This window comes from Streptomyces scabiei 87.22 (assembly GCF_000091305.1).
In the GTDB taxonomy this organism is placed as follows: Bacteria; Actinomycetota; Actinomycetes; order Streptomycetales; family Streptomycetaceae; genus Streptomyces; species Streptomyces scabiei.
Genome location: NC_013929.1, coordinates 3,358,927 through 3,375,922, shown reverse-complemented (window position 1 = coordinate 3,375,922; position 16,996 = coordinate 3,358,927). Strand labels below are relative to the sequence as shown.

Sequence of the window (16,996 nt, the reverse complement as noted above, 5' to 3'; positions counted from 1 at the left end):
CCGCGCGCCAGTCCTAGAGGGACGGGAGCTTCGGCGCGTCGGCGCCGGCCGTCCGCTCCGACTTCCCGAGAGCGGCCAGCTGGGCCGGGGTGAGGGAGGCGAGGAGTTCCTCGATCTCGTCCAGGCGGTCGGATGCGGTGCCGTGTTCCCTGCTGCGCCGCTCGGCGAGGGTGAGCTGACGGTCGAGGGCCACGCGCGCCCTGCGGGCGAGGGCGGCGGTGTCCTGTTCGCCGCGGGTCAGCCGCTCGACGGTCCCGGCGCGCTCCCGGGCCACCTGCCCGATCACATGCTCCTGCTCCAGGGCCCGCTGCGGGTCGCCGGTCATCAGCAGCCGTACGTACGGGGAGAGCGCGGTGCTGCTGTTCTGGTACTGCTGCCGGGCCAGCCGGCCGGCCGCGCCCCGGCTGTCGTGCAGGGCCAGGCGGGCCCTCGCGAGCCGCCGGTCGAGGCCCGCCACCACGGCCCGCTGCCTCGTCAGCTCGCGGTCGGTCGCGGTGTACGCCTCGGCGGCCCTCTCCGTCTCGCGGTACAGGCGCCGCAGATCGGTGAGGAGATCGGCGACCGGGCGCTCGCCGGGCGGTTCCGGCGCCGCCGCGACCGGAGCGGGGACGGCGGCGAGGAGGGCGCCGGCCGTGAACACCGTCACCGTCGCCGTACCGACCAGGCGCAGCAGCCTTGCTGACATGTCGTCACCTCCCGTGCGCGGGTGGACCGTCCACCTCGCACCGGCAGGATGGGAGGAGCCGGGGGAGGGCGCGCGCCGGGTGGACCGTTCGCCGCCCGGGTGTCACTCGTCGGTGGGGCGCGGACGTGCGGGCGGCGTGGCGGACGGCCGCGCCGGGGAGCCCGGCCTCGACCACGGCCACCGGAGGCGGCGGCTCGGGTCGGCGCCGGGGGCGTACTCGTACTTCCACAGCTGGTGCATGAAGCCGCCCCGGCCGGCGTCGACCCGGCGGTAGACCAGCACGGCCGGGGGGCCGCCCGCCGCGTCCGGGACCGGGACCCGGTACGTCTTCGGGGGGTGCCCGGTGATGCCGAGCAGCACGGGCAGGACGCGCCCGTCCAGGGGGCCGCCCACGAAGGGGGTGTCTTGGCTCTTCACCGGACCAGTGTCACAGCAGGTGGCCCGCGTCGCCGACGACGGGCAGGACACGGCGGGCCAGCGCGCCGACCGCGCCCGCGGAGGTCTCGACGGACAGGGCCCGCCGGACGGCGGCGGCGGTCTGGGGGTCACGGCCGGCGGTCGCGGTGAGGCAGGCGACGAACTGCTCCACGAGCCAGTCGCGCAGTTCACCGACGTCCGGCTGCTTGCCCTCGTCGAGCCAGATGAGGGAGGCGGCCTCCACGGACGTGATCCACATCCGGACGGTCATCCGCAGCCGCAGGCCCGGCTCGGCCACCTCCAGGTGCCGCAGGATGTGCTCGGCGGCGGCGCGCCGGACCCCGTCCACGATGGCCGTGGCCCGGGAGGTCTCCACGACGCTGCCGCCCTGGAGGAGGGCGCTGAACCCGGTGGCGTGCTCGTCCACGAAGGCCAGATAGCGGTCGAGGGCGCGGGTCAGACGGCTGGTGAGGGGGCCCTCGGCGGGCTCGTCGAAGCAGTGCTCCAGCTCCTCGGCCGCCGACCGCAGGGCCGCCTCGTAGAGCTGCTGCTTGCCGCCGGGGAAGTAGCGGTAGACGAGGGGGCGGGAGACACCGGCCGCCTCCGCCACGTCGTCGAGGGAGACGTCCTCCGGGGCGTGGTGCGCGAACAGCTCCAGTGCGGCGTCCAGCAGCTGGCTGCGCCGCTCTTCCACGCTGAGCCGACGGTACGCGCGGGTGGGGGCCTCGGACGTCATACCTCGCAGGGTAGTCGGGGGTGCGGGGTGGGCCGTGCGGTTCGCGTCAGGGGGTGGGGGGTCTGGGTGCGTGTTCGCTGCCGCTCCGGTGGGGCTTCTCGCGCAGTTCCCCGCGCCCCTGAAAAGCAGGGGCTGCGCCCACTGCACTTCAGGCCCGCAGCGCCGGTGGCTCTCAGGCCCGCAGGGCCTGGGCTTTCAGGGGCGCGGGGAACTGCGCGAGCAACCCCCACCGGACCCGCACCCGCCCACGCACCCGGCACCACCCACCCCCCACCGCGCCCGTCCGGAAACGGTCACGCCAGCAGCCCCGACGAGCGCCACATCCGCCGCCCCACCCCCTGGAGCACCCCGATGTCGTCCAGGAAGTCGGTCAGCTTCCTCGCCCCGGTCTGCATGATGTCCCGCCGATGCGCACTCGCCCGCACCTGCGCGAGCGCCACCCGCCGGTCGAGGCCGACGTTCGTGTAGACCTCGGGGTTGATGAACGCCACCGCGAAGACGCGGGCGAACTCCCCGGAGGTGACCCGCGTGAAGCTCCGGGACAGCCGCGGAGCGGTCACCATCTGGCGCCGCAGCTCTTCGCGGGCGTAGCGCACGTGCCGGGCCTCCTCGACGACATGGATCCGGGTGACGCCCCGGACGAGCGGCTGGACACGCTCGTCCGGGAAGGTCAGCCGCTGCATCCAGTCGAGGATCTCCTCACCGAGGAGCGTGGAGGTGAAGGACCCGGGGGTCGTCGAGATCGTCTTGAACAGGCGCCCCAGATTGTGGTGCAGCCGGCTTACCGGGTAGTACGGGGTGCCCCCCTTGCTGATCAGCCGGGCGAACATCTTCGAGTGCCGGCACTCGTCCTCGATCTCCGTCAGCGCGTACCGCACATGCGCGCTGGTCGCCGCCTTGTCGTAGATGTGCCGGACGAGCAGCTGCATGAGGATGATCTCGAACCAGATGCCGAGGGAGGCCAGCGCCGCCGCCTCGTGCTGGGACAGCGCGATCCGCTGCTCCTCGGACATCCGCCGCCACATCGGCGTGTCGTACAGGGACACCAGCTCCGGCGGCCAGAACCACTTCCCCTCCTCGAAGGGGGCGTCCCAGTCCAGCTCCTTGTCCGGGTCGAAGGAGTGCTTCGCGGAGGACACCAGCAGCCGCTCGGCCACCTGTTCCCGGTCCTTGAGGAGCCCGAGCGCGTCGCGCAGCACCTCCGCCTCCGACACCGGGTTCGTCGTGTTCACCGAGGGCACCGTGGTCATGGCTGTCGCAGCTCCTCGCAGGGAAGTCCGTGCCGTTACCGGCGGTCATCGCTTATGAGACTACTTGTCAGCAAGGCCGTCAATCCTTTGCGCGCCACTTGTCGACGGCCGACGGACCGAACGGCCGGTTCCCCGCCGGGACGGCAGGTGCAGTAGCGTGCTGGCGTGTCCATGCCTCCACCGCACCCCCAGCAGCAGCCCCAGCCGTACGGCCATCAGCCCCAGCACCCCGGCCCGTACGGCCAGGCGTACCCGCCGCAGCAGCAGCCGCAGCCGTACGGTCAGCAGCCGTACGGCCAGCCGTATCCGCCACAGCAGCAGCCCGGTCAGCCGCAGCCCCAGGGATGGCAGCCCCCGCCGCCGCCGAAGAGCCGGGTGGGTCTGGTCCTCGGGATCGTCGGCGGGGTCGTGGCGCTCATGGTGGTCGTCGCGGTGGGGTTGTGGGTCGTCGGTACGCAGAGCACGAGCGGGTTCCCCGAGGCCGAGTACAAGCTGGCGCTGCCCAAGACCGTGCTGGACGACGAGTACAAGCTCGCCCGGGACCTGTCCGACTCCTCGGGGAAGCAGGTGGCCGACGAGGCGGAGGGTGCCTGGGACGCCCGGGACGTCAAGGCCGCCGTCGGGCAGTACACCGCGGCGGACGGGTCCCAGGGCGCCCTGATCGTCTCGGGCATGTACGGCCGGTTCAAGAACACCGACGCCGCCCGCGACAACATGCTGAAGGGTGCGGCCGAGGTCGACTCGATCACGGTCGCCGTGCAGCCCCAGGACTTCACCCCCGGCGACTCGGGCCTCACCGTCAGCTGCCAGGTGGTCACCCAGAAGCAGTCCGGCAGCGAGATCACGTACCCCATGTGCGCCTGGGCAGACGGCAACACCGGCGCCTCCGTCGCGGAACTCGGCGCGGCGAGCGTCGGCCAGGACCCCGCGAAGGTGGACGTCGAGGCCTTCGCGGAGCGGACCCTCGACGTCCGCTCCGAGATCCGGCAGCGGATCAGCTGACGGCAGCGGATCAGCTGACGGCAGCGGATCAGCTGACGGCCGCGTCCGGCAGGAGCGGCGCCGCCGGTCCGGCCGGGAACGGCGTGCGCAGGGTGAACGCGTACGGCGTGGGGCCGTGGGCACGGAGGTGGAGGAGCCGTTCCTCCGCCTCGGCCACGGTGGGGCGGTGACCGGCCGGCACCCACCACAGGGTGGCCATCGCCTCGGCCACGTGCTCGAACCACTCCCGCCTGCGGGCCAGCAGCTCCCGGTGCTGCCCCTGGTACATGAAGGCGGTCAGGGCGTCGGCGTCCCGCCACACCGACATGTTGACGATCAGCCACTCGTCGCCGAGGACGGGGACGTCCGTGGCGTTGCCGGAGTCGCTCTGCAGGCGCCACACGAAGCCGGCGGAGGAGTCGGCGACCGCGTTCACGGGATCGAGCCCGTCCACGAAGTCCTTCAACAGCGGTGAGTCCAGAGGGGCCTTGAGGCGGGCGATGTTGACCTGGGCGAGTTCGTACGGGGCGGTCGTCATGGGCGCACGATAGGCGGGGCGGCTTCCACCGTCCCACCCGTTTTCACCGTCGCCTGCCGTCGCCTGCCGTCGTCAACCGACGGTCGGTCGTCGTCGGTCGTCGTCAGCCGGAGCCCCCGAGCACCGCCCGCATCACCTCCCGCGCGATCGGCGCCGCGTCCCCGCCCCCGCTGATCTCCCCCCGTACCGCCTCCGCGTCCTCCACCACCACCGCCACCGCCACCTCGGGTTCGGGCGCGCCGTCGGACTGGGCCCAGCCGATGAACCAGGCGAAGGGGGTGCCGGAGTTGCCGATGCCGTGCTGGGCGGTGCCGGTCTTGCCGCCGACGGTGGCCCGGCGCAGGGCGGCGTTGGCGCCGGTGCCGTCCTCGACGACGCCCCGCATGAGGTCGCGCAACTGCCGCGCGGTGCCCGGATCCATCGCGCGCCGGAGGGTGCGCGGGCCCGCGCCGGCGACCGTGCGCCCGTCCGCCGTGGTGGTGCGCTCCACGAGATACGGCGACGGCACCGAACCCCCGTTGGCGACGGCCGCCGTGACGAGTGCCATCTGCAGAGGGGTGGCCCGGGTGTCGTACTGCCCGATGGAGGAGAGTGCGAGCTGGGCCCGGTCCATCTCGGTGTCGAAGGTGCTGGGCGCGACCCGGAACGGGATGCGCAGGCCCGCGTCGTCGAAGCCGAAGGCACGGGCCGTGTCCGTCATGGAGCCGAGGCCGACGTCCACGCCCAGCTTCGCGAAGACCGTGTTGCAGGACCACTCGAAGGCGTAGCGCAGGGAGGCGTTCTCGCAGCCCTCGACCTCGTTGGAGAGGGACGTCGTGGTGCCCGGCAGGGTGTACGGGGCGGGGGAGCGGGTGGGCGCGTCGACGTCCGTGACCACCCCGGCGTCCAGCGTGGCGGCGGCCGTCACCACCTTGAACGTCGAACCGGGCGGATAGGTCTGCCGCACCGCCCGGTTGAGCATCGGTCTGCTCGCGTCCCCGTTCAGCCGGGTCCATGCCTCGGTCACCTCGGGGCCGTTGCCGGAGAGCACCCCGGGGTCGTACGAGGGGCGTGAGACCAGGGCCAGGACGCGCCCGGTGGCCGGTTCGAGCGCGGCGACCGCGCCCCGGCGTGCGCCGAGCCCGAGGTAGGCCGCGCGCTGGGCCGCGTCCCGCAGGGTGGTGACGACCTCGCCGGCGGCGTTCTGGTCGCGGGTGATGTCGTTCCACAGGGGGAGGAAGGAGAGCAGCGGGTCGCTCCCGTCCAGGAGGGAGTCCTCCGCGTCCTCCAGGAAGGTCGTGCCGTACACCTGCGAGGCGAAGCCCGTGACCGGCGCGTACAACGGGCCGTCCCTGTACGTCCGTTCGAAGCGGAGCTGCTCGCCCGTGTCCTTCGAGCCGGTGACCGGGCGCCCCTCGACCAGGATGTTCCCGCGCGGCTGGCTCCACCGGGCGATCACCGGGCGGCGGTTGGCGGGGCTGTCGTCGTAGGCCCGGGACTGGAGGACCTGGACGCGGGTGGCGTTGACGAGGAGCGCGACCAGCAGCAGGGCGCAGAGTGCGGCGGCGCGGCGGATGCAGGTGGTCATGCGCCGAGGACCTCCGGGCCGGTGTTCGGGCCCGCGGGGACGGGCCCGGCGCCGGCCTGCCGCCCGGCCGAGTCGCTCATCCGGATCAGCAGGGCCACGATGATCCAGTTGGTGACGACGGAGGAGCCGCCCTGGGCGAGGAAGGGCATCGGCATGCCGGTGAGGGGGATGAGGCCGGTGACACCGCCCGCGATCACGAAGACCTGCAACGCGATGATCGAGGCGAGACCGCTGGCCAGGAGACGGCCGAAGGGGTCGCGCAGGGCGAGGCCGGTGCGGAAGCCGCGCTCCACCAGCAGCGCGTAGAGCAGGAAGATCGCGGCGAGGCCGGCCAGCCCCAGTTCCTCGCCCGCGGTGGCCAGGATGAAGTCGGACTTGGCGGCGAAGCCGATCAGGACGGAGTGGCCGAGGCCGAGGCCGGTGCCGAGCACCCCGCCCGCCGCGAACGAGAAGAGGGACTGGGCGAGCTGGCCCGGACCCTGACCCGCCTCGATCGACGCGAAGGGGTGCAGCCAGTCCTCGACCCGGCTGTGCACATGCGGTTCGAGCCAGCCGACGGCCACCGCACCCACGCAGGCCAGCAGCAGCCCCACCGCGATCCAGCCGGTGCGGCCCGTGGCCACGTACAGCATGATCACGAACAGCCCGAAGAACAGCAGTGAGGTGCCGAGGTCCCGCTCCAGGACCAGCACACCGACGCTCAGCAGCCAGATGGTGACGATCGGGCCGAGGACCCGCCCGGTGGGCAGCTGGAGGCGCTTGAACCGCCAGATCCGGCGCCCGGCGTACGCCAGCGCGTTGCGGTTCGCCGCGAGATAGCCGGCGAAGAACAGGGCGAGCAGCACCTTCGCGAACTCGCCCGGCTGGAGGGAGAACCCGGCCAGCCGCACCCAGATCCGGGCCCCGTTGACCGGCGGGAAGAGGATCGGCAGCGCCAGCAGGGCGAGCGCGGCCACCACCGAGACGTACGCGTACCGCGCCAGCACGCGGTGGTCGCGCAGCAGGGCCACGACCGTGATGAACAGCGCCATCCCGAGCGTCGACCAGTTCAGCTGCGCGGGCGCCGCCTGGTCGGCCGGGGTCTCCAGATCGAGCCGGTGGATCAGCACCAGGCCCAGGCCGTTGAGGAGCACCGCGATCGGCAGCAGCAGCGGATCGGCGTACGGCGCCCGCAGCCGCACCACCAGATGGGTCAGCAGCGCGAGCACGCCGAGCCCGGCGCCGTAGTCGCCGGCGCCGGGCGGGACGGTGCCGTTCTTCGCCAGACCGACGGCGCAGTAGCCGGACACGGAGAGCAGGACGGCCACGACGGTGAGGGTGAACTCGACGCCTCGGCGCCGGAGCGGGCGTACGGCGGGCGGGGACGGGTCCGAGGGACCCGCCGCCAGGGTCGTTCCGGCCTTGGTGGTCATGTCCGGAACTTACCCAAAGAGGATGCTTTGAGGGTCTTGTCGCTCAAGCGCACGTGCGTGGTGTCTTGAACGCGTCGATGTAGTGGGCCGATCCCCAGGCCCAGGTGCCGTCGACGAGCAGGTACCACTGCCGGGTGCCGCCGACGCTCTGACCGTCGGTCCGGCAGTAGATCTTGACGATCTCGCCGTAGCGGGCGACCCGGACGACCGCGCCGCCACGCGTCGGCGCGCTGCGCAGGATCAGGCCGGTACGGGCGACGACCTCGCCCTGGACGATCTGCTTGCTCTCGCGGGGGTCCTCCTGTCCGGCACCGGCGGCGGGAGTCGTGGCCGCGAACGCCACGAGAGCGCCACCGGCAGCCGCTATACCGAACCGCATGAGCAGAATCCGCAGGGACATCTGATGCTCCTCCAGGAAAACGGGGCGAATCTGACTATGCGCCACGCTAGGAGGAGCTCGGGCGGGGCGCCTTTCGCGATGGGCCATCAGGGAAACGACGCTCTCGGGGCAGAGGGGCAGAGGGGCAGAGGGGCAGAGGGGCAGAGGGGCAGAGGGCCGGCGCGCACAGCGGCTCCGCGCACCCTGCCGGGGCAGGGGTGCGGCCCCGTCCTTCATGGGCGCGGGGACCCCGTCCTTGAGGGGCGGCGGGGACCTCGCGGTCAGTCCCCGCCGGCCGGCAGTCGCAGAACCGCCGAGGCGCCGCCGTCCGCCGCGTTCTCGAACCGCAGCCGCGCCCCGAGCACCTCCGCCTGCCCCACCGCGATCGTCAGCCCCAGCCCATGTCCCTTGCGGGAACCCTCCGTTCGGAACCGCTGCGGCCCCTCGGCCACCAGATACTCGGGAAACCCGTCCCCGTGGTCCCGCACGGTCACCACGGCCTCCTCGGCCGTCGCGGCCACCGTCACCACCACCGGAGGCCGTCCGTGCTTGTGCGCGTTGGCCACGAGGTTGCCCAGCACCCGCTCCAGCCGCCGCCGGTCCGTCTCCACGCACGCGTCCTCGACGACCCGGACCTCGGTGTCGCCGCTGGCGTGCGCGGCCACCCGCCCGGCCAGCACCCCGAGCCGGATCGCGTCCACGTCCAGCCGCTCGCCGCCCGCGTCCAGCCGCGAGATCTCCAGCAGGTCCTCGGTCAACGTCCGCAGCGCGGCGACGCGGTCGCGCACCAGCTCCGTCGGCCGCCCCGGCGGCAGCAGTTCGGCCGCCGCGTGCAGCCCGGTCAGCGGCGTCCGCAGCTCGTGCGCGACATCCGCGGTGAACCGCTGCTCGCCGACCAGCTTGCGCTGCAGCGTGGACGCCATGGTGTCCAGCGCGGCGGCCACGGCGGCCACCTCGTCCCGGTACCGCGACGGGTCCGCCGTACGGGGGTCACCGACCCGGGCGTCGAGGTCGCCCGCGCTGATCCGCCGGGCCACCTGCGAGGTCGTGCGCAGGCGCCGGGTCACCCCGGTGACGCCGAGCGCGCCGACGGCCAGCGTGACCCCGATGGCCAGCGCCGAGGAGCCCAGGATGGCCCGGTCGAGGTTCTCGATCGTGGCCGCGCTCTGCGCGTAGTCGATCCGCACGGCCAGGGCGCCGCCGTCGGCGGGCGCGGCCGCCCACATCGCGGGGAGCCCGCCGGCGTCCCCGACCATCGTGCCGCGCCGCCCGCTCACCGCCAGCTCGCGCAACGGCCCCGGCAGCTCCCGCGCGTCGAGGGCGGCGTCGGGCGGCAGCCGGTTCCCCGCCTCGTACGCCCGCACCGCCCCGTCGAGCCGGGCGAGCGCGCGTGAGCGGGCGTCGCTGACGGTCCGGTCGGTGACGGACACATGCACGAGCGCGCCGAGCAGCGCCGCGAGCCCGCAGCACATCACCGTGATGAAGGCCAGCGCCTTCCAGGTGAGCGAGGAGACCCAGCGGCGCAGGACGAACCGTTTCCGCGCGGTCCGCTCCGCGCTCATCGCGGGCCGCCGGACGACGAGGGGCGGGCAGTGGCGGCCGGTGCCGTCGTCGCGCCGGTGGGGGACGGGCGGGCCGGTCCGCCCACGCGCAGGATCTCGTCGCGGGTGAGCAGCATCGCCTGCTGCTCCTCGTCCCAGCTCCACTGGGTGCGGTACTCGTAGCCGACGATCGCCGCGGGGGAACGGATGATCACGGTACGTCCGGCCAGCTCCACCGCGAGCACCGCGTCGTCGCTCGCCAGCACCTGCACCAGCCGGTGGGCCCGGAGCGTGTACATCCGCACCGCCGTCTGGTTGCCGGGCAGCAGCCGGAAGCCGAGCACCAGGTCGTCGTGGCCGTCGCCGGTGAGGTCCCGGTAGTAGGCCCGCAGGACGGGGCACTCGGCGCGGTCCCCGTCACCCTCGCAGTCCGCCATGCGCCTGGTGGTGCCGCCGTAGGCCGCGTCGGACCCCGAGTACATCTCGGGATGCGCGGCGATCTCGGCGCGCACGACGGCCACCGGGTCCACCTCGCGGACGTCCCCGCCGGGGACCTCGACGCCCTTGACGACCTCCGTCTCGGCCTCGCCGTAGTCGTAGGCGGGGGAGGAGGCGGGCGGCTCCCCGGGCCACAGCCGGGTCGGCCCGCTCGCGGTGGACGTCGCGCCCGCGCTCACCAGGCCGCCGGAGTCACCACAGGCCCCCAGCAGCAGGGCGGCGGCCACGGCGACCGACGCGAAGACGGCCACACGCGCGGCACGGCTGGGCACGCTGGGCACCACGGGACTCCTGGGGGCGTCGATACGGTCCAGTACACCCTATTCGTGCGGAAGTACCGCGTCCGCGTCCGGGCCGGGAGTGCCGCGCCCTGCGTCCGGGCCGCGCCCTGCGTCCGGGCCGCGCCCTGCGTCCGGGCCGCGCCCTGCGTTCGGGCCGCGCCCTGCGTTCGGGCCGCGCCCCGCGTTCGGGCCGCGCCCTGCGTCCGGGCCGTGGCCGCCCGCTACTCGGCCAGCTCCTCCAGCAGCCGTACCGTCGCCAGTCCCGTGTGCAGGTACTCCACGAACAGCTCGTTGTGCAGCGCCCACGGTGAACGGCGGGTGCGGATCAGCCGGATCGCCTCCTCGGCGGAGTGCCCGTCGCGGATCAGCGCGTGCGCCACCACCAGACCGGACCGGTTGTACCCGCTGTAGCAGCGTACGAGCACCCGCTTGCCGTCCTCCAGCGCGTCGCACGCCGCCTGCGCCAGCCGGATCACACCCGCCAGCTGCGTACCGTCCAAGGGCCCGTCCGGGATCGGCCACACATGGTGCTCGACGCCGTCGTCCGGCCCGTACCCCGGCAGCCGCAGCAGGGTCAGCACCAGATCGAACTCGTCGCGTACGACCGCGAACTCGATGTCCCCGGTGCCGGTCCGCCCCGCGAACTCGTGCCCGCCCATCCACAGCCCCGGCACGATCTCGCTCCACGGTTCGCCCGGAGCGGGCACACCCGGTTGCTTCCTGCGCGTCCGCAACGGCGCCTCCCCAAGCCCCTGACGACAGGTCGTCACCCCAAAGGTAACCGGGTTCTTGCCGATGGAGCACCCCGCCTGTTCCCATGGTCGTGGGGTGATGGTGCATGAACCGACTGCGCGTCATACCGACCTGGCGGCACGGACAGGAACGCCTGTACGTGTGCCGGACCGACGGGAGGAACGTCGCCTGGTACGACCGTGAGGCGGGCCGGGTGAACCTCCTCAGCGAGGAGCTGAGGGAGGACGTGCTGGCCGTGCTCGGCCCCTTCGTCACCGGCCCCGTGGCCGTGGGCCCGCCCCCGGTGCCCACCCCCGCCGAACTGGCCCGGCTGAGCCTGCACCCGGACGACGACCTGGCCCCCAACCGCCCCGGCGAGGCGCTGCTGATCGCCCTCGACCGCGCCCCCGGGCCCCCGCGCCGGCTGCGCCCCGACCCGCGCCGCCGCGCCCTGGCCGCCGAGCAGGCGGTCGGTGACGCGCTGGACCGGCTGGAGGGAGCCGGCTGGCACACCCTGCACTCCGTGCCGCTGCCCGGCGGCGACCGCATCCACCACCTGCTGATCGGTCCCGGGGGACTGTTCTGCGTACGGTCCCTGCACGCGCGCCGGCAACGCGTCGTCGTCACCGACCCGATGGTCGCCGTCGGCCGGCACGAACCCCGCGCGTTGCTGCGCGCGCTCCGCGCCGAAGCCGACCGCGCCTCCTACGCCCTCACCGCCGAGGTCCGTCCCGTGCTCGCCGTCACCGAGCCGGCCGGCCTCGACATCACCACGCCCCCGCGCGAGGTCCGCGTCCTGCGCGACACGGACCTCGCCCGACTCGCCCGCGCGGGCGGGCAGTTGAAGCCCGCGGACGTGGAGGGGCTGCACGCGACGGCACGGGACCGGCGGACCTGGACCCGCGTGTAGACCGGTGGACCGTCACGGCAGCGCGTGCGCGGCCTCCGCGTCGAGGAGCGGCGCCAGCAGATCGCCGTGATCCCGGAGGCGGGGGGCGATGTCCGGGGCGCGGAACACCAGGTGCGCGGGGGAGCCGCACTCCTCCACCTCGGCCCACGTCACCGGCGCGGAGACGGTCGGCTCGGGGCGGGCGCGCAGCGTGTAGGGCGCCGCCGTGGTCTTGCGGGCGGCGTTCTGACTCCAGTCCACGAACACCTTGCCGGGGCGCAGACTGCGGTTCATCCGGTGCACGACCAGGCGGGGCAGCGCCTTCTCGGCCTCGACGGCGAGTTCCCTGGCGTACTCCGACACCCGCTCCGAGGTCGCCCCGCGCACCGCCGCCAGCAGATGCAGCCCCTTCGACCCGGACGTCTTCGCGTACGCCTCGATCCCGTCCTCCGCGAGCCGCTCCCGCAGCCAGCGGGCGACCTCGCAGCACTCGACGATCGTCGCGGGTTCCCCCGGGTCCAGGTCGAGGACGAGCCGGTCGGCCTCCTCGCCGGAGCCGACGGTCCACTGCGGGGTGTGGAACTCGGCGACCTGGTTCGAGGCCCACATCAGGCTCGCCAGGTCCTGCACCAGCACCATCCGGGCCGGTCCCTCCATCCGCCGCACCTCGGCGGTGGTGACCCAGTCCGGAGTGCCCGGCGGCACGTTCTTGGTGAAGAAGACCTGTCCGCCCGGACCGTCCGGGTAACGGAGGAAGGAGACCGGGCGGTCGCGCAGATGCGGCAGCAGGGCGTCCGCGGTCGTGGCGTAGTAGTGCAGCAGCTCACCCTTGGTGAAACCCGTCGCCGGGTGGAGGACCTTCTCCAGATGGGAGAGGACGATCCGGCGGCCCTCCACCTCGGTGATCGGTGTCATGGCGACAGAATTTCACGGTTCGGGGTGAAGCGGGACGAAGGGGATGGCGAATGCGGGGAAGCGGCTGGGGGTGAGGGCAGGCGGAGGTGGGGTGGGGCCCGGTGCCCGGTGCCCGGTGCCCGGTGCCCGGTGGCCCCGCGCCGGCGAGCGTGGCGACACGCGGGGCACGAGGCGTACGGGGTGCCGGACCCCGCCGGGGCCCTGCGCGGTGTGGTCGGCCCCGGGCTGCTTGGTGGCCGTCCTCCGCGGGCGGTCACGCCCCCACGTACGCCGCCAGGTGTTCGCCGGTGACGGTCGAGCGGGCCGCGACGAGGTCGGCCGGAGTGCCCTCGAAGACGACGCGGCCGCCGTCGTGGCCGGCGCCGGGGCCGAGGTCCACGATCCAGTCGGCGTGGGCCATGACCGCCTGGTGGTGCTCGATGACGATCACCGACTTGCCCGCGTCGACGAGCCGGTCGAGCAGCCCCAGCAGCTGCTCCACGTCGGCGAGGTGGAGACCCGTGGTCGGCTCGTCGAGAACGTAGACCCCGCCCTTGTCACCCATGTGCGTGGCCAGCTTCAGCCGTTGCCGTTCGCCGCCGGAGAGCGTGGTGAGCGGCTGGCCGAGGGTGAGGTAGCCGAGACCCACGTCCGCCATCCGCTCGATGATCCGGTGGGCCGCCGGGGTGCGCGCCTCACCGGCGCCGAAGAACTCCTCCGCCTCGGCCACCGACATCGCCAGCACCTCGCTGATGTCCCGCCCGCCGAAGCGGTACTCCAGCACCGACGCCTCGAACCGCTTCCCCTCGCACTCCTCGCACGGGGTGGCGACGCTCTGCATGATCGCCAGATCGGTGTAGATGACGCCGGCCCCGTTGCAGGTGGGACAGGCCCCCTCGGAGTTGGCGCTGAACAGCGCCGGCTTCACCCCGTTGGCCTTGGCGAACGCCTTGCGGATCGGGTCCGCCAGCCCGGTGTACGTCGCCGGATTGCTGCGCCGGGACCCGCGGATCGCCGTCTGGTCGATCGCCACCACGCCCTCGGCCCCCGCCTGCCGGGCCATCGCCCCGTGCACGAGCGAGCTCTTGCCGGAGCCGGCCACCCCGGTGACGACGGTGAGCACGCCGAGCGGGATGTCCACGTCCACGTCCCGGAGGTTGTTCGCGTTCGCCCCCCGGATCTCCAGCGCACCGGTGGGCCTGCGCACCGACTCCTTCAGGGCGGCCCGGTCCCCGAGATGGCGGCCGGTGACGGTGTCGCTCGCCCGCAGCCCCTCCAGCGTCCCCTCGAAACAGACGGTGCCGCCCGCCGTGCCGGCGCCGGGGCCGAGGTCCACGACGTGGTCGGCGATCGCGATCGTCTCCGGCTTGTGCTCCACGACGAGCACGGTGTTGCCCTTGTCGCGCAGCCGCAGCAGCAGGTTGTTCATCCGTTCGATGTCGTGCGGGTGCAGCCCGATCGTCGGCTCGTCGAAGACGTACGTGACATCGGTGAGCGAGGAGCCGAGGTGGCGGATCATCTTGGTCCGCTGCGCCTCGCCACCGGAGAGCGTGCCCGAGGCCCGGTCCAGGGAGAGATAGCCGAGGCCGATCTCCACGAACGAGTCGAGGGTGTAGTGGAGCTTCGCGAGCAGCGGCGCCACCGACGCGTCCTCGATCCCGCGCGCCCATTCCGCCAGGTCACGGATCTCCATCGCACAGGCGTCGGCGATGTTGACCTTGCCGATCCGCGAGGAGCGCGCCAGCTCGCTGAGCCGGGTTCCGTCGCAGTCGGGGCACTCGGTGAAGGTGACCGCCCGGTCCACGAAGGCGCGGATGTGCGGCTGCATCGACTCGCGGTCCTTGGCGAGGAAGCTCTTCTGCAGCTTCGGGATCAGCCCCTCGTAGGTGAGGTTGACGCCGTTGATCTTCACCTTGGTCGGCTCGCGGTACAGGAAGTCGTGCCGCTCCTTCTTGGTGTACTCGCGGATCGGCTTCTCCTTGTCGAAGAAGCCCGACTCGGCGATGACCCGCACCACCCAGCCGTCGCCGGTGTAGGTGGGAATGGTGAACGGGTCCTCGGAGAGCGACTTGGAGTCGTCGAACAACTGGGCGAGGTCAATGTCGGAGACCTTGCCCCGGCCCTCGCAGTGCGTGCACATGCCGCCGGTGCGGCTGAAGCTGACCTTCTCGGTCTTGGTCTTGTCGGCACCCCGGTCGACCGTGAACCCGCCGCTCGCCGAGACCGAGGCGACGTTGAAGGAGAACGCTCCGGGTGGACCGATGTGCGGCTCGCCCAGTCGGCTGAAGAGGATGCGCAGCATCGCGTTGGCGTCGGTGGCGGTGCCGACGGTGGAGCGCGGGTCGGACCCCATCCGCTGCTGGTCGACCGTGATCGCGGTGGTCAGCCCGTCGAGCACGTCCACCTCGGGCCGCGCCAGGTTCGCCATGAAACCCTGGAGGAAGGCGCTGTACGTCTCGTTGATCAGCCGTTGCGACTCCGCGGCGATCGTGTCGAACACCAGCGAACTCTTCCCCGAACCCGAGACACCCGTGAACACCGTCAGGCGGCGCTTGGGGATCTCGATACTGACGTTCTTGAGATTGTTCTCCCGGGCCCCGTGCACACGGATCAGATCATGGCTGTCGGCGGCGTGCGGCCCGGGCGACCGCTCCTGCGTCCCCGCCCTCGTGGCCTTGGTCATCGTTCCTCCATCTGTCGTGCGGAGCCGCGTCCCGCGGTCCCGCCGGCGTCGCCCGACCGGGTCCGATCCGCTGGGAAGAGTACGTGCGGTGGTGCGTATTCCGGATGCATTTCCGCCGGGCCGGGACGAAACGGGCGTTCGACCCCCGCCGAGCCGGCCAGGAGCGGCACGGGGTCGTGCGACGCCGCAAGACGCCGCAAGACGCCGTGAGACGTCGCACGGTTCACGCTAGGCGCGCCCCGCCCCTGCGCGCTTCTCGAATCCTGACCGGCCCGCCGGGCACCCCTGATCGGTCCGCGTTACGGTGTGGACAAACCGGAAGCAGGGAACCGAAAGGTGCGTGCTGCCCGTGCGATCCATCTGGAACGGTGCGATCTCCTTCGGCCTGGTCAGCATCCCGATCAAGCTGGTGAACGCGACCGAGAGCCATTCCGTCTCCTTCCGCCAGGTCCACCTGGAGGACGGCGGCCGCATCCGTTACCGCAAGGTCTGCGAGCTGGAGGACCGCGAGGTGACGCAGGGGGAGATCGGCAAGGCGTACGAGGACGCGGACGGCACGATGATCCCGATCACGGACGAGGACCTCGCTTCCCTGCCCATCCCGACGGCCAAGACCATCGAGATCGAGGGCTTCGTACCGGCCGAGAGCGTCGACCCGCTGCAGGTGGACGCCGCGTACTACCTCGCGGCGAACGGCGTCCCCGCCGCCAAGCCGTACACCCTCCTCCGCGAGGCGCTCAAGCGCAGCGGAAAGGTCGCCATCTGCAAGTTCGCACTGCGCGGGCGCGAGCGGCTGGGCATGCTGCGGGTCGTGGACGACGTCCTCGCCATGCACGGGCTGCTCTGGCCCGACGAGATCCGCGCGACGGACGGGGTCGCCCCCGACACGAGCGTCACCGTCCGCGACAAGGAGCTCGACCTCGCGGACGCCCTCATGGACACCCTCGGCGAGGTCGACTTCGCGTCGCTGCACGACGACTACCGCGAGGCCGTCGAGGAGCTCGTCGCGGCGAAGGCGGCCGGGGAGGAAGCGCCCAGCGCACCCGCCCCGGCCCCGGGCGGCAAGGTCCTCGACCTCATGGCCGCCCTGGAGAAGAGCGTCCGCGAGGCCAAGGAGTCGCGCGGAGAGGACGTCGCCGACATCACCCACCTCTCGTCCCGGCCCACCCCGAAGCAACCGCCGGGCAAGAAATCCACCACGACGGCCCGAGGGACGTCCGCCGCCCCGAAGAAGTCCACGACCAGGTCCGCCGAGCCGGCGAAGAAGACGGCCGCGAAGAAGACGACGGCCAAGAAGACGACGGCGTCCAGGACGACGGCCGCGGCCAGGACGACGGCGGCGAAGTCCTCGGCGTCCGGAACGTCGGCGTCGAAGTCCGCCGCCTCGGCCAAGTCCACGGCGGCGAAGACCCCCGCGAAGAAGACCCCCGCGAAGAAGACGACCGCCCGCAAACGCTCGGCCTGACCTGCCCGCCCCCGGTGGCAGAGCGCGCCCCACGGGGAACGTGCACCA

16 protein-coding genes are annotated in these 16,996 nt (G+C 72.9%); 3 read left to right on the top strand and 13 right to left on the bottom strand.

The features are described from left to right. Nucleotides 1–13 precede the first annotated feature (13 nt). From SCAB_RS14065 to SCAB_RS14050, 4 genes are all read right to left on the bottom strand, one after another. Nucleotides 14–685 (bottom strand): hypothetical protein, encoded by a 672-nt coding sequence (locus tag SCAB_RS14065; RefSeq protein WP_013000747.1) that lies wholly within the window; start codon nt 683–685, stop codon nt 14–16. A gap of 102 nt (nt 686–787) precedes the next feature. Then, nucleotides 788–1,102 (bottom strand): hypothetical protein, encoded by a 315-nt coding sequence (locus SCAB_RS14060; RefSeq protein WP_013000746.1) that lies wholly within the window; start codon nt 1,100–1,102, stop codon nt 788–790. Between the two features lie 10 nt (nt 1,103–1,112). After that, complete coding sequence (locus tag SCAB_RS14055; protein ID WP_013000745.1) at nt 1,113–1,838, bottom strand: TetR/AcrR family transcriptional regulator; 726 nt, start codon at nt 1,836–1,838, stop codon at nt 1,113–1,115. Between the two features lie 293 nt (nt 1,839–2,131). After that, nucleotides 2,132–3,088, bottom strand: coding sequence for an AurF N-oxygenase family protein (locus tag SCAB_RS14050; RefSeq protein ID WP_013000744.1), 957 nt, complete (start codon nt 3,086–3,088; stop codon nt 2,132–2,134). Between the two features lie 171 nt (nt 3,089–3,259). Here SCAB_RS14050 and SCAB_RS14045 point away from each other — a divergent pair, with 171 nt between their 5' ends. After that, nucleotides 3,260–4,090 carry a hypothetical protein gene (locus SCAB_RS14045; protein ID WP_231885243.1) on the top strand — a complete coding sequence of 277 codons (831 nt, stop codon included), beginning with the start codon at nt 3,260–3,262 and terminating at the stop codon, nt 4,088–4,090. Nucleotides 4,091–4,118: 28 nt separating this feature from the next. Here the strand turns inward: SCAB_RS14045 and SCAB_RS14040 are convergent, their stop codons facing one another. The 7 genes from SCAB_RS14040 to SCAB_RS14010 form a co-directional block, all read right to left on the bottom strand. Continuing rightward, nucleotides 4,119–4,607: a DUF3291 domain-containing protein gene (locus SCAB_RS14040; RefSeq protein ID WP_041669192.1), complete on the bottom strand. Its 489-nt coding sequence runs from the start codon at nt 4,605–4,607 to the stop codon at nt 4,119–4,121. A gap of 103 nt (nt 4,608–4,710) precedes the next feature. Beyond that, complete coding sequence (locus SCAB_RS14035) at nt 4,711–6,174, bottom strand: penicillin-binding transpeptidase domain-containing protein (RefSeq protein ID WP_013000741.1); 1,464 nt, start codon at nt 6,172–6,174, stop codon at nt 4,711–4,713. Next, nucleotides 6,171–7,586, bottom strand: a complete 1,416-nt coding sequence (locus SCAB_RS14030; RefSeq protein ID WP_013000740.1) for an FtsW/RodA/SpoVE family cell cycle protein — start codon at nt 7,584–7,586, stop codon at nt 6,171–6,173. The genes SCAB_RS14035 and SCAB_RS14030 overlap by 4 nt, the downstream gene beginning before the upstream one ends. 43 nt (nt 7,587–7,629) lie before the next feature. Continuing rightward, nucleotides 7,630–7,986 carry an SH3 domain-containing protein gene (locus SCAB_RS14025; RefSeq protein WP_013000739.1) on the bottom strand — a complete coding sequence of 119 codons (357 nt, stop codon included), beginning with the start codon at nt 7,984–7,986 and terminating at the stop codon, nt 7,630–7,632. 260 nt (nt 7,987–8,246) lie between these two features. Beyond that, entirely contained in the window at nt 8,247–9,527 is a 1,281-nt protein-coding gene (locus tag SCAB_RS14020) for a sensor histidine kinase (protein ID WP_013000738.1), read from the bottom strand. Continuing rightward, complete coding sequence (locus tag SCAB_RS14015) at nt 9,524–10,285, bottom strand: hypothetical protein (protein WP_231885001.1); 762 nt, start codon at nt 10,283–10,285, stop codon at nt 9,524–9,526. Before SCAB_RS14015 ends, SCAB_RS14020 begins: the two co-directional genes overlap by 4 nt. A 221-nt stretch (nt 10,286–10,506) precedes the next feature. Continuing rightward, nucleotides 10,507–11,019 carry a protein-tyrosine phosphatase family protein gene (locus SCAB_RS14010; RefSeq protein WP_231884999.1) on the bottom strand — a complete coding sequence of 171 codons (513 nt, stop codon included), beginning with the start codon at nt 11,017–11,019 and terminating at the stop codon, nt 10,507–10,509. 104 nt (nt 11,020–11,123) lie between these two features. Between SCAB_RS14010 and SCAB_RS14005 the strand changes: the two genes are divergently transcribed. After that, nucleotides 11,124–11,927 (top strand): nuclease-related domain-containing protein, encoded by an 804-nt coding sequence (locus SCAB_RS14005; protein ID WP_013000735.1) that lies wholly within the window; start codon nt 11,124–11,126, stop codon nt 11,925–11,927. A gap of 12 nt (nt 11,928–11,939) precedes the next feature. Here SCAB_RS14005 and ligD read toward each other — a convergent pair whose 3' ends face one another. Further along, nucleotides 11,940–12,821: a non-homologous end-joining DNA ligase gene (ligD, locus tag SCAB_RS14000; RefSeq protein ID WP_013000734.1), complete on the bottom strand. Its 882-nt coding sequence runs from the start codon at nt 12,819–12,821 to the stop codon at nt 11,940–11,942. Between the two features lie 253 nt (nt 12,822–13,074). Further along, nucleotides 13,075–15,483 (bottom strand): ATP-binding cassette domain-containing protein, encoded by a 2,409-nt coding sequence (locus tag SCAB_RS13995; protein WP_013000733.1) that lies wholly within the window; start codon nt 15,481–15,483, stop codon nt 13,075–13,077. Between the two features lie 349 nt (nt 15,484–15,832). Here SCAB_RS13995 and ku point away from each other — a divergent pair, with 349 nt between their 5' ends. After that, a complete protein-coding gene (gene ku / locus SCAB_RS13990) occupies nt 15,833–16,948 on the top strand; it encodes a non-homologous end joining protein Ku (RefSeq protein WP_443057416.1) in 1,116 nt (371 codons plus the stop codon). The last annotated feature ends 48 nt before the right edge of the window (nt 16,949–16,996 follow it).

Bases quoted from the DNA above. Each gene is read 5' to 3' on its own strand.
- SCAB_RS14065 (WP_013000747.1), bottom strand. From the start codon at position 685: ATGTCAGCAAGGCTGCTGCGCCTGGTCGGTACGGCGACGGTGACGGTG.
- SCAB_RS14055 (WP_013000745.1), bottom strand. From the start codon at position 1,838: ATGACGTCCGAGGCCCCCACCCGCGCGTACCGTCGGCTCAGCGTGGAA.
- SCAB_RS14050 (WP_013000744.1), bottom strand. From the start codon at position 3,088: ATGACCACGGTGCCCTCGGTGAACACGACGAACCCGGTGTCGGAGGCG.
- SCAB_RS14045 (WP_231885243.1), top strand. From the start codon at position 3,260: ATGCCTCCACCGCACCCCCAGCAGCAGCCCCAGCCGTACGGCCATCAG.
- SCAB_RS14040 (WP_041669192.1), bottom strand. From the start codon at position 4,607: ATGACGACCGCCCCGTACGAACTCGCCCAGGTCAACATCGCCCGCCTC.
- SCAB_RS14035 (WP_013000741.1), bottom strand. From the start codon at position 6,174: ATGACCACCTGCATCCGCCGCGCCGCCGCACTCTGCGCCCTGCTGCTG.
- SCAB_RS14030 (WP_013000740.1), bottom strand. From the start codon at position 7,586: ATGACCACCAAGGCCGGAACGACCCTGGCGGCGGGTCCCTCGGACCCG.
- SCAB_RS14025 (WP_013000739.1), bottom strand. From the start codon at position 7,986: ATGTCCCTGCGGATTCTGCTCATGCGGTTCGGTATAGCGGCTGCCGGT.
- SCAB_RS14020 (WP_013000738.1), bottom strand. From the start codon at position 9,527: ATGAGCGCGGAGCGGACCGCGCGGAAACGGTTCGTCCTGCGCCGCTGG.
- SCAB_RS14005 (WP_013000735.1), top strand. From the start codon at position 11,124: ATGAACCGACTGCGCGTCATACCGACCTGGCGGCACGGACAGGAACGC.
- ligD (WP_013000734.1), bottom strand. From the start codon at position 12,821: ATGACACCGATCACCGAGGTGGAGGGCCGCCGGATCGTCCTCTCCCAT.
- SCAB_RS13995 (WP_013000733.1), bottom strand. From the start codon at position 15,483: ATGACCAAGGCCACGAGGGCGGGGACGCAGGAGCGGTCGCCCGGGCCG.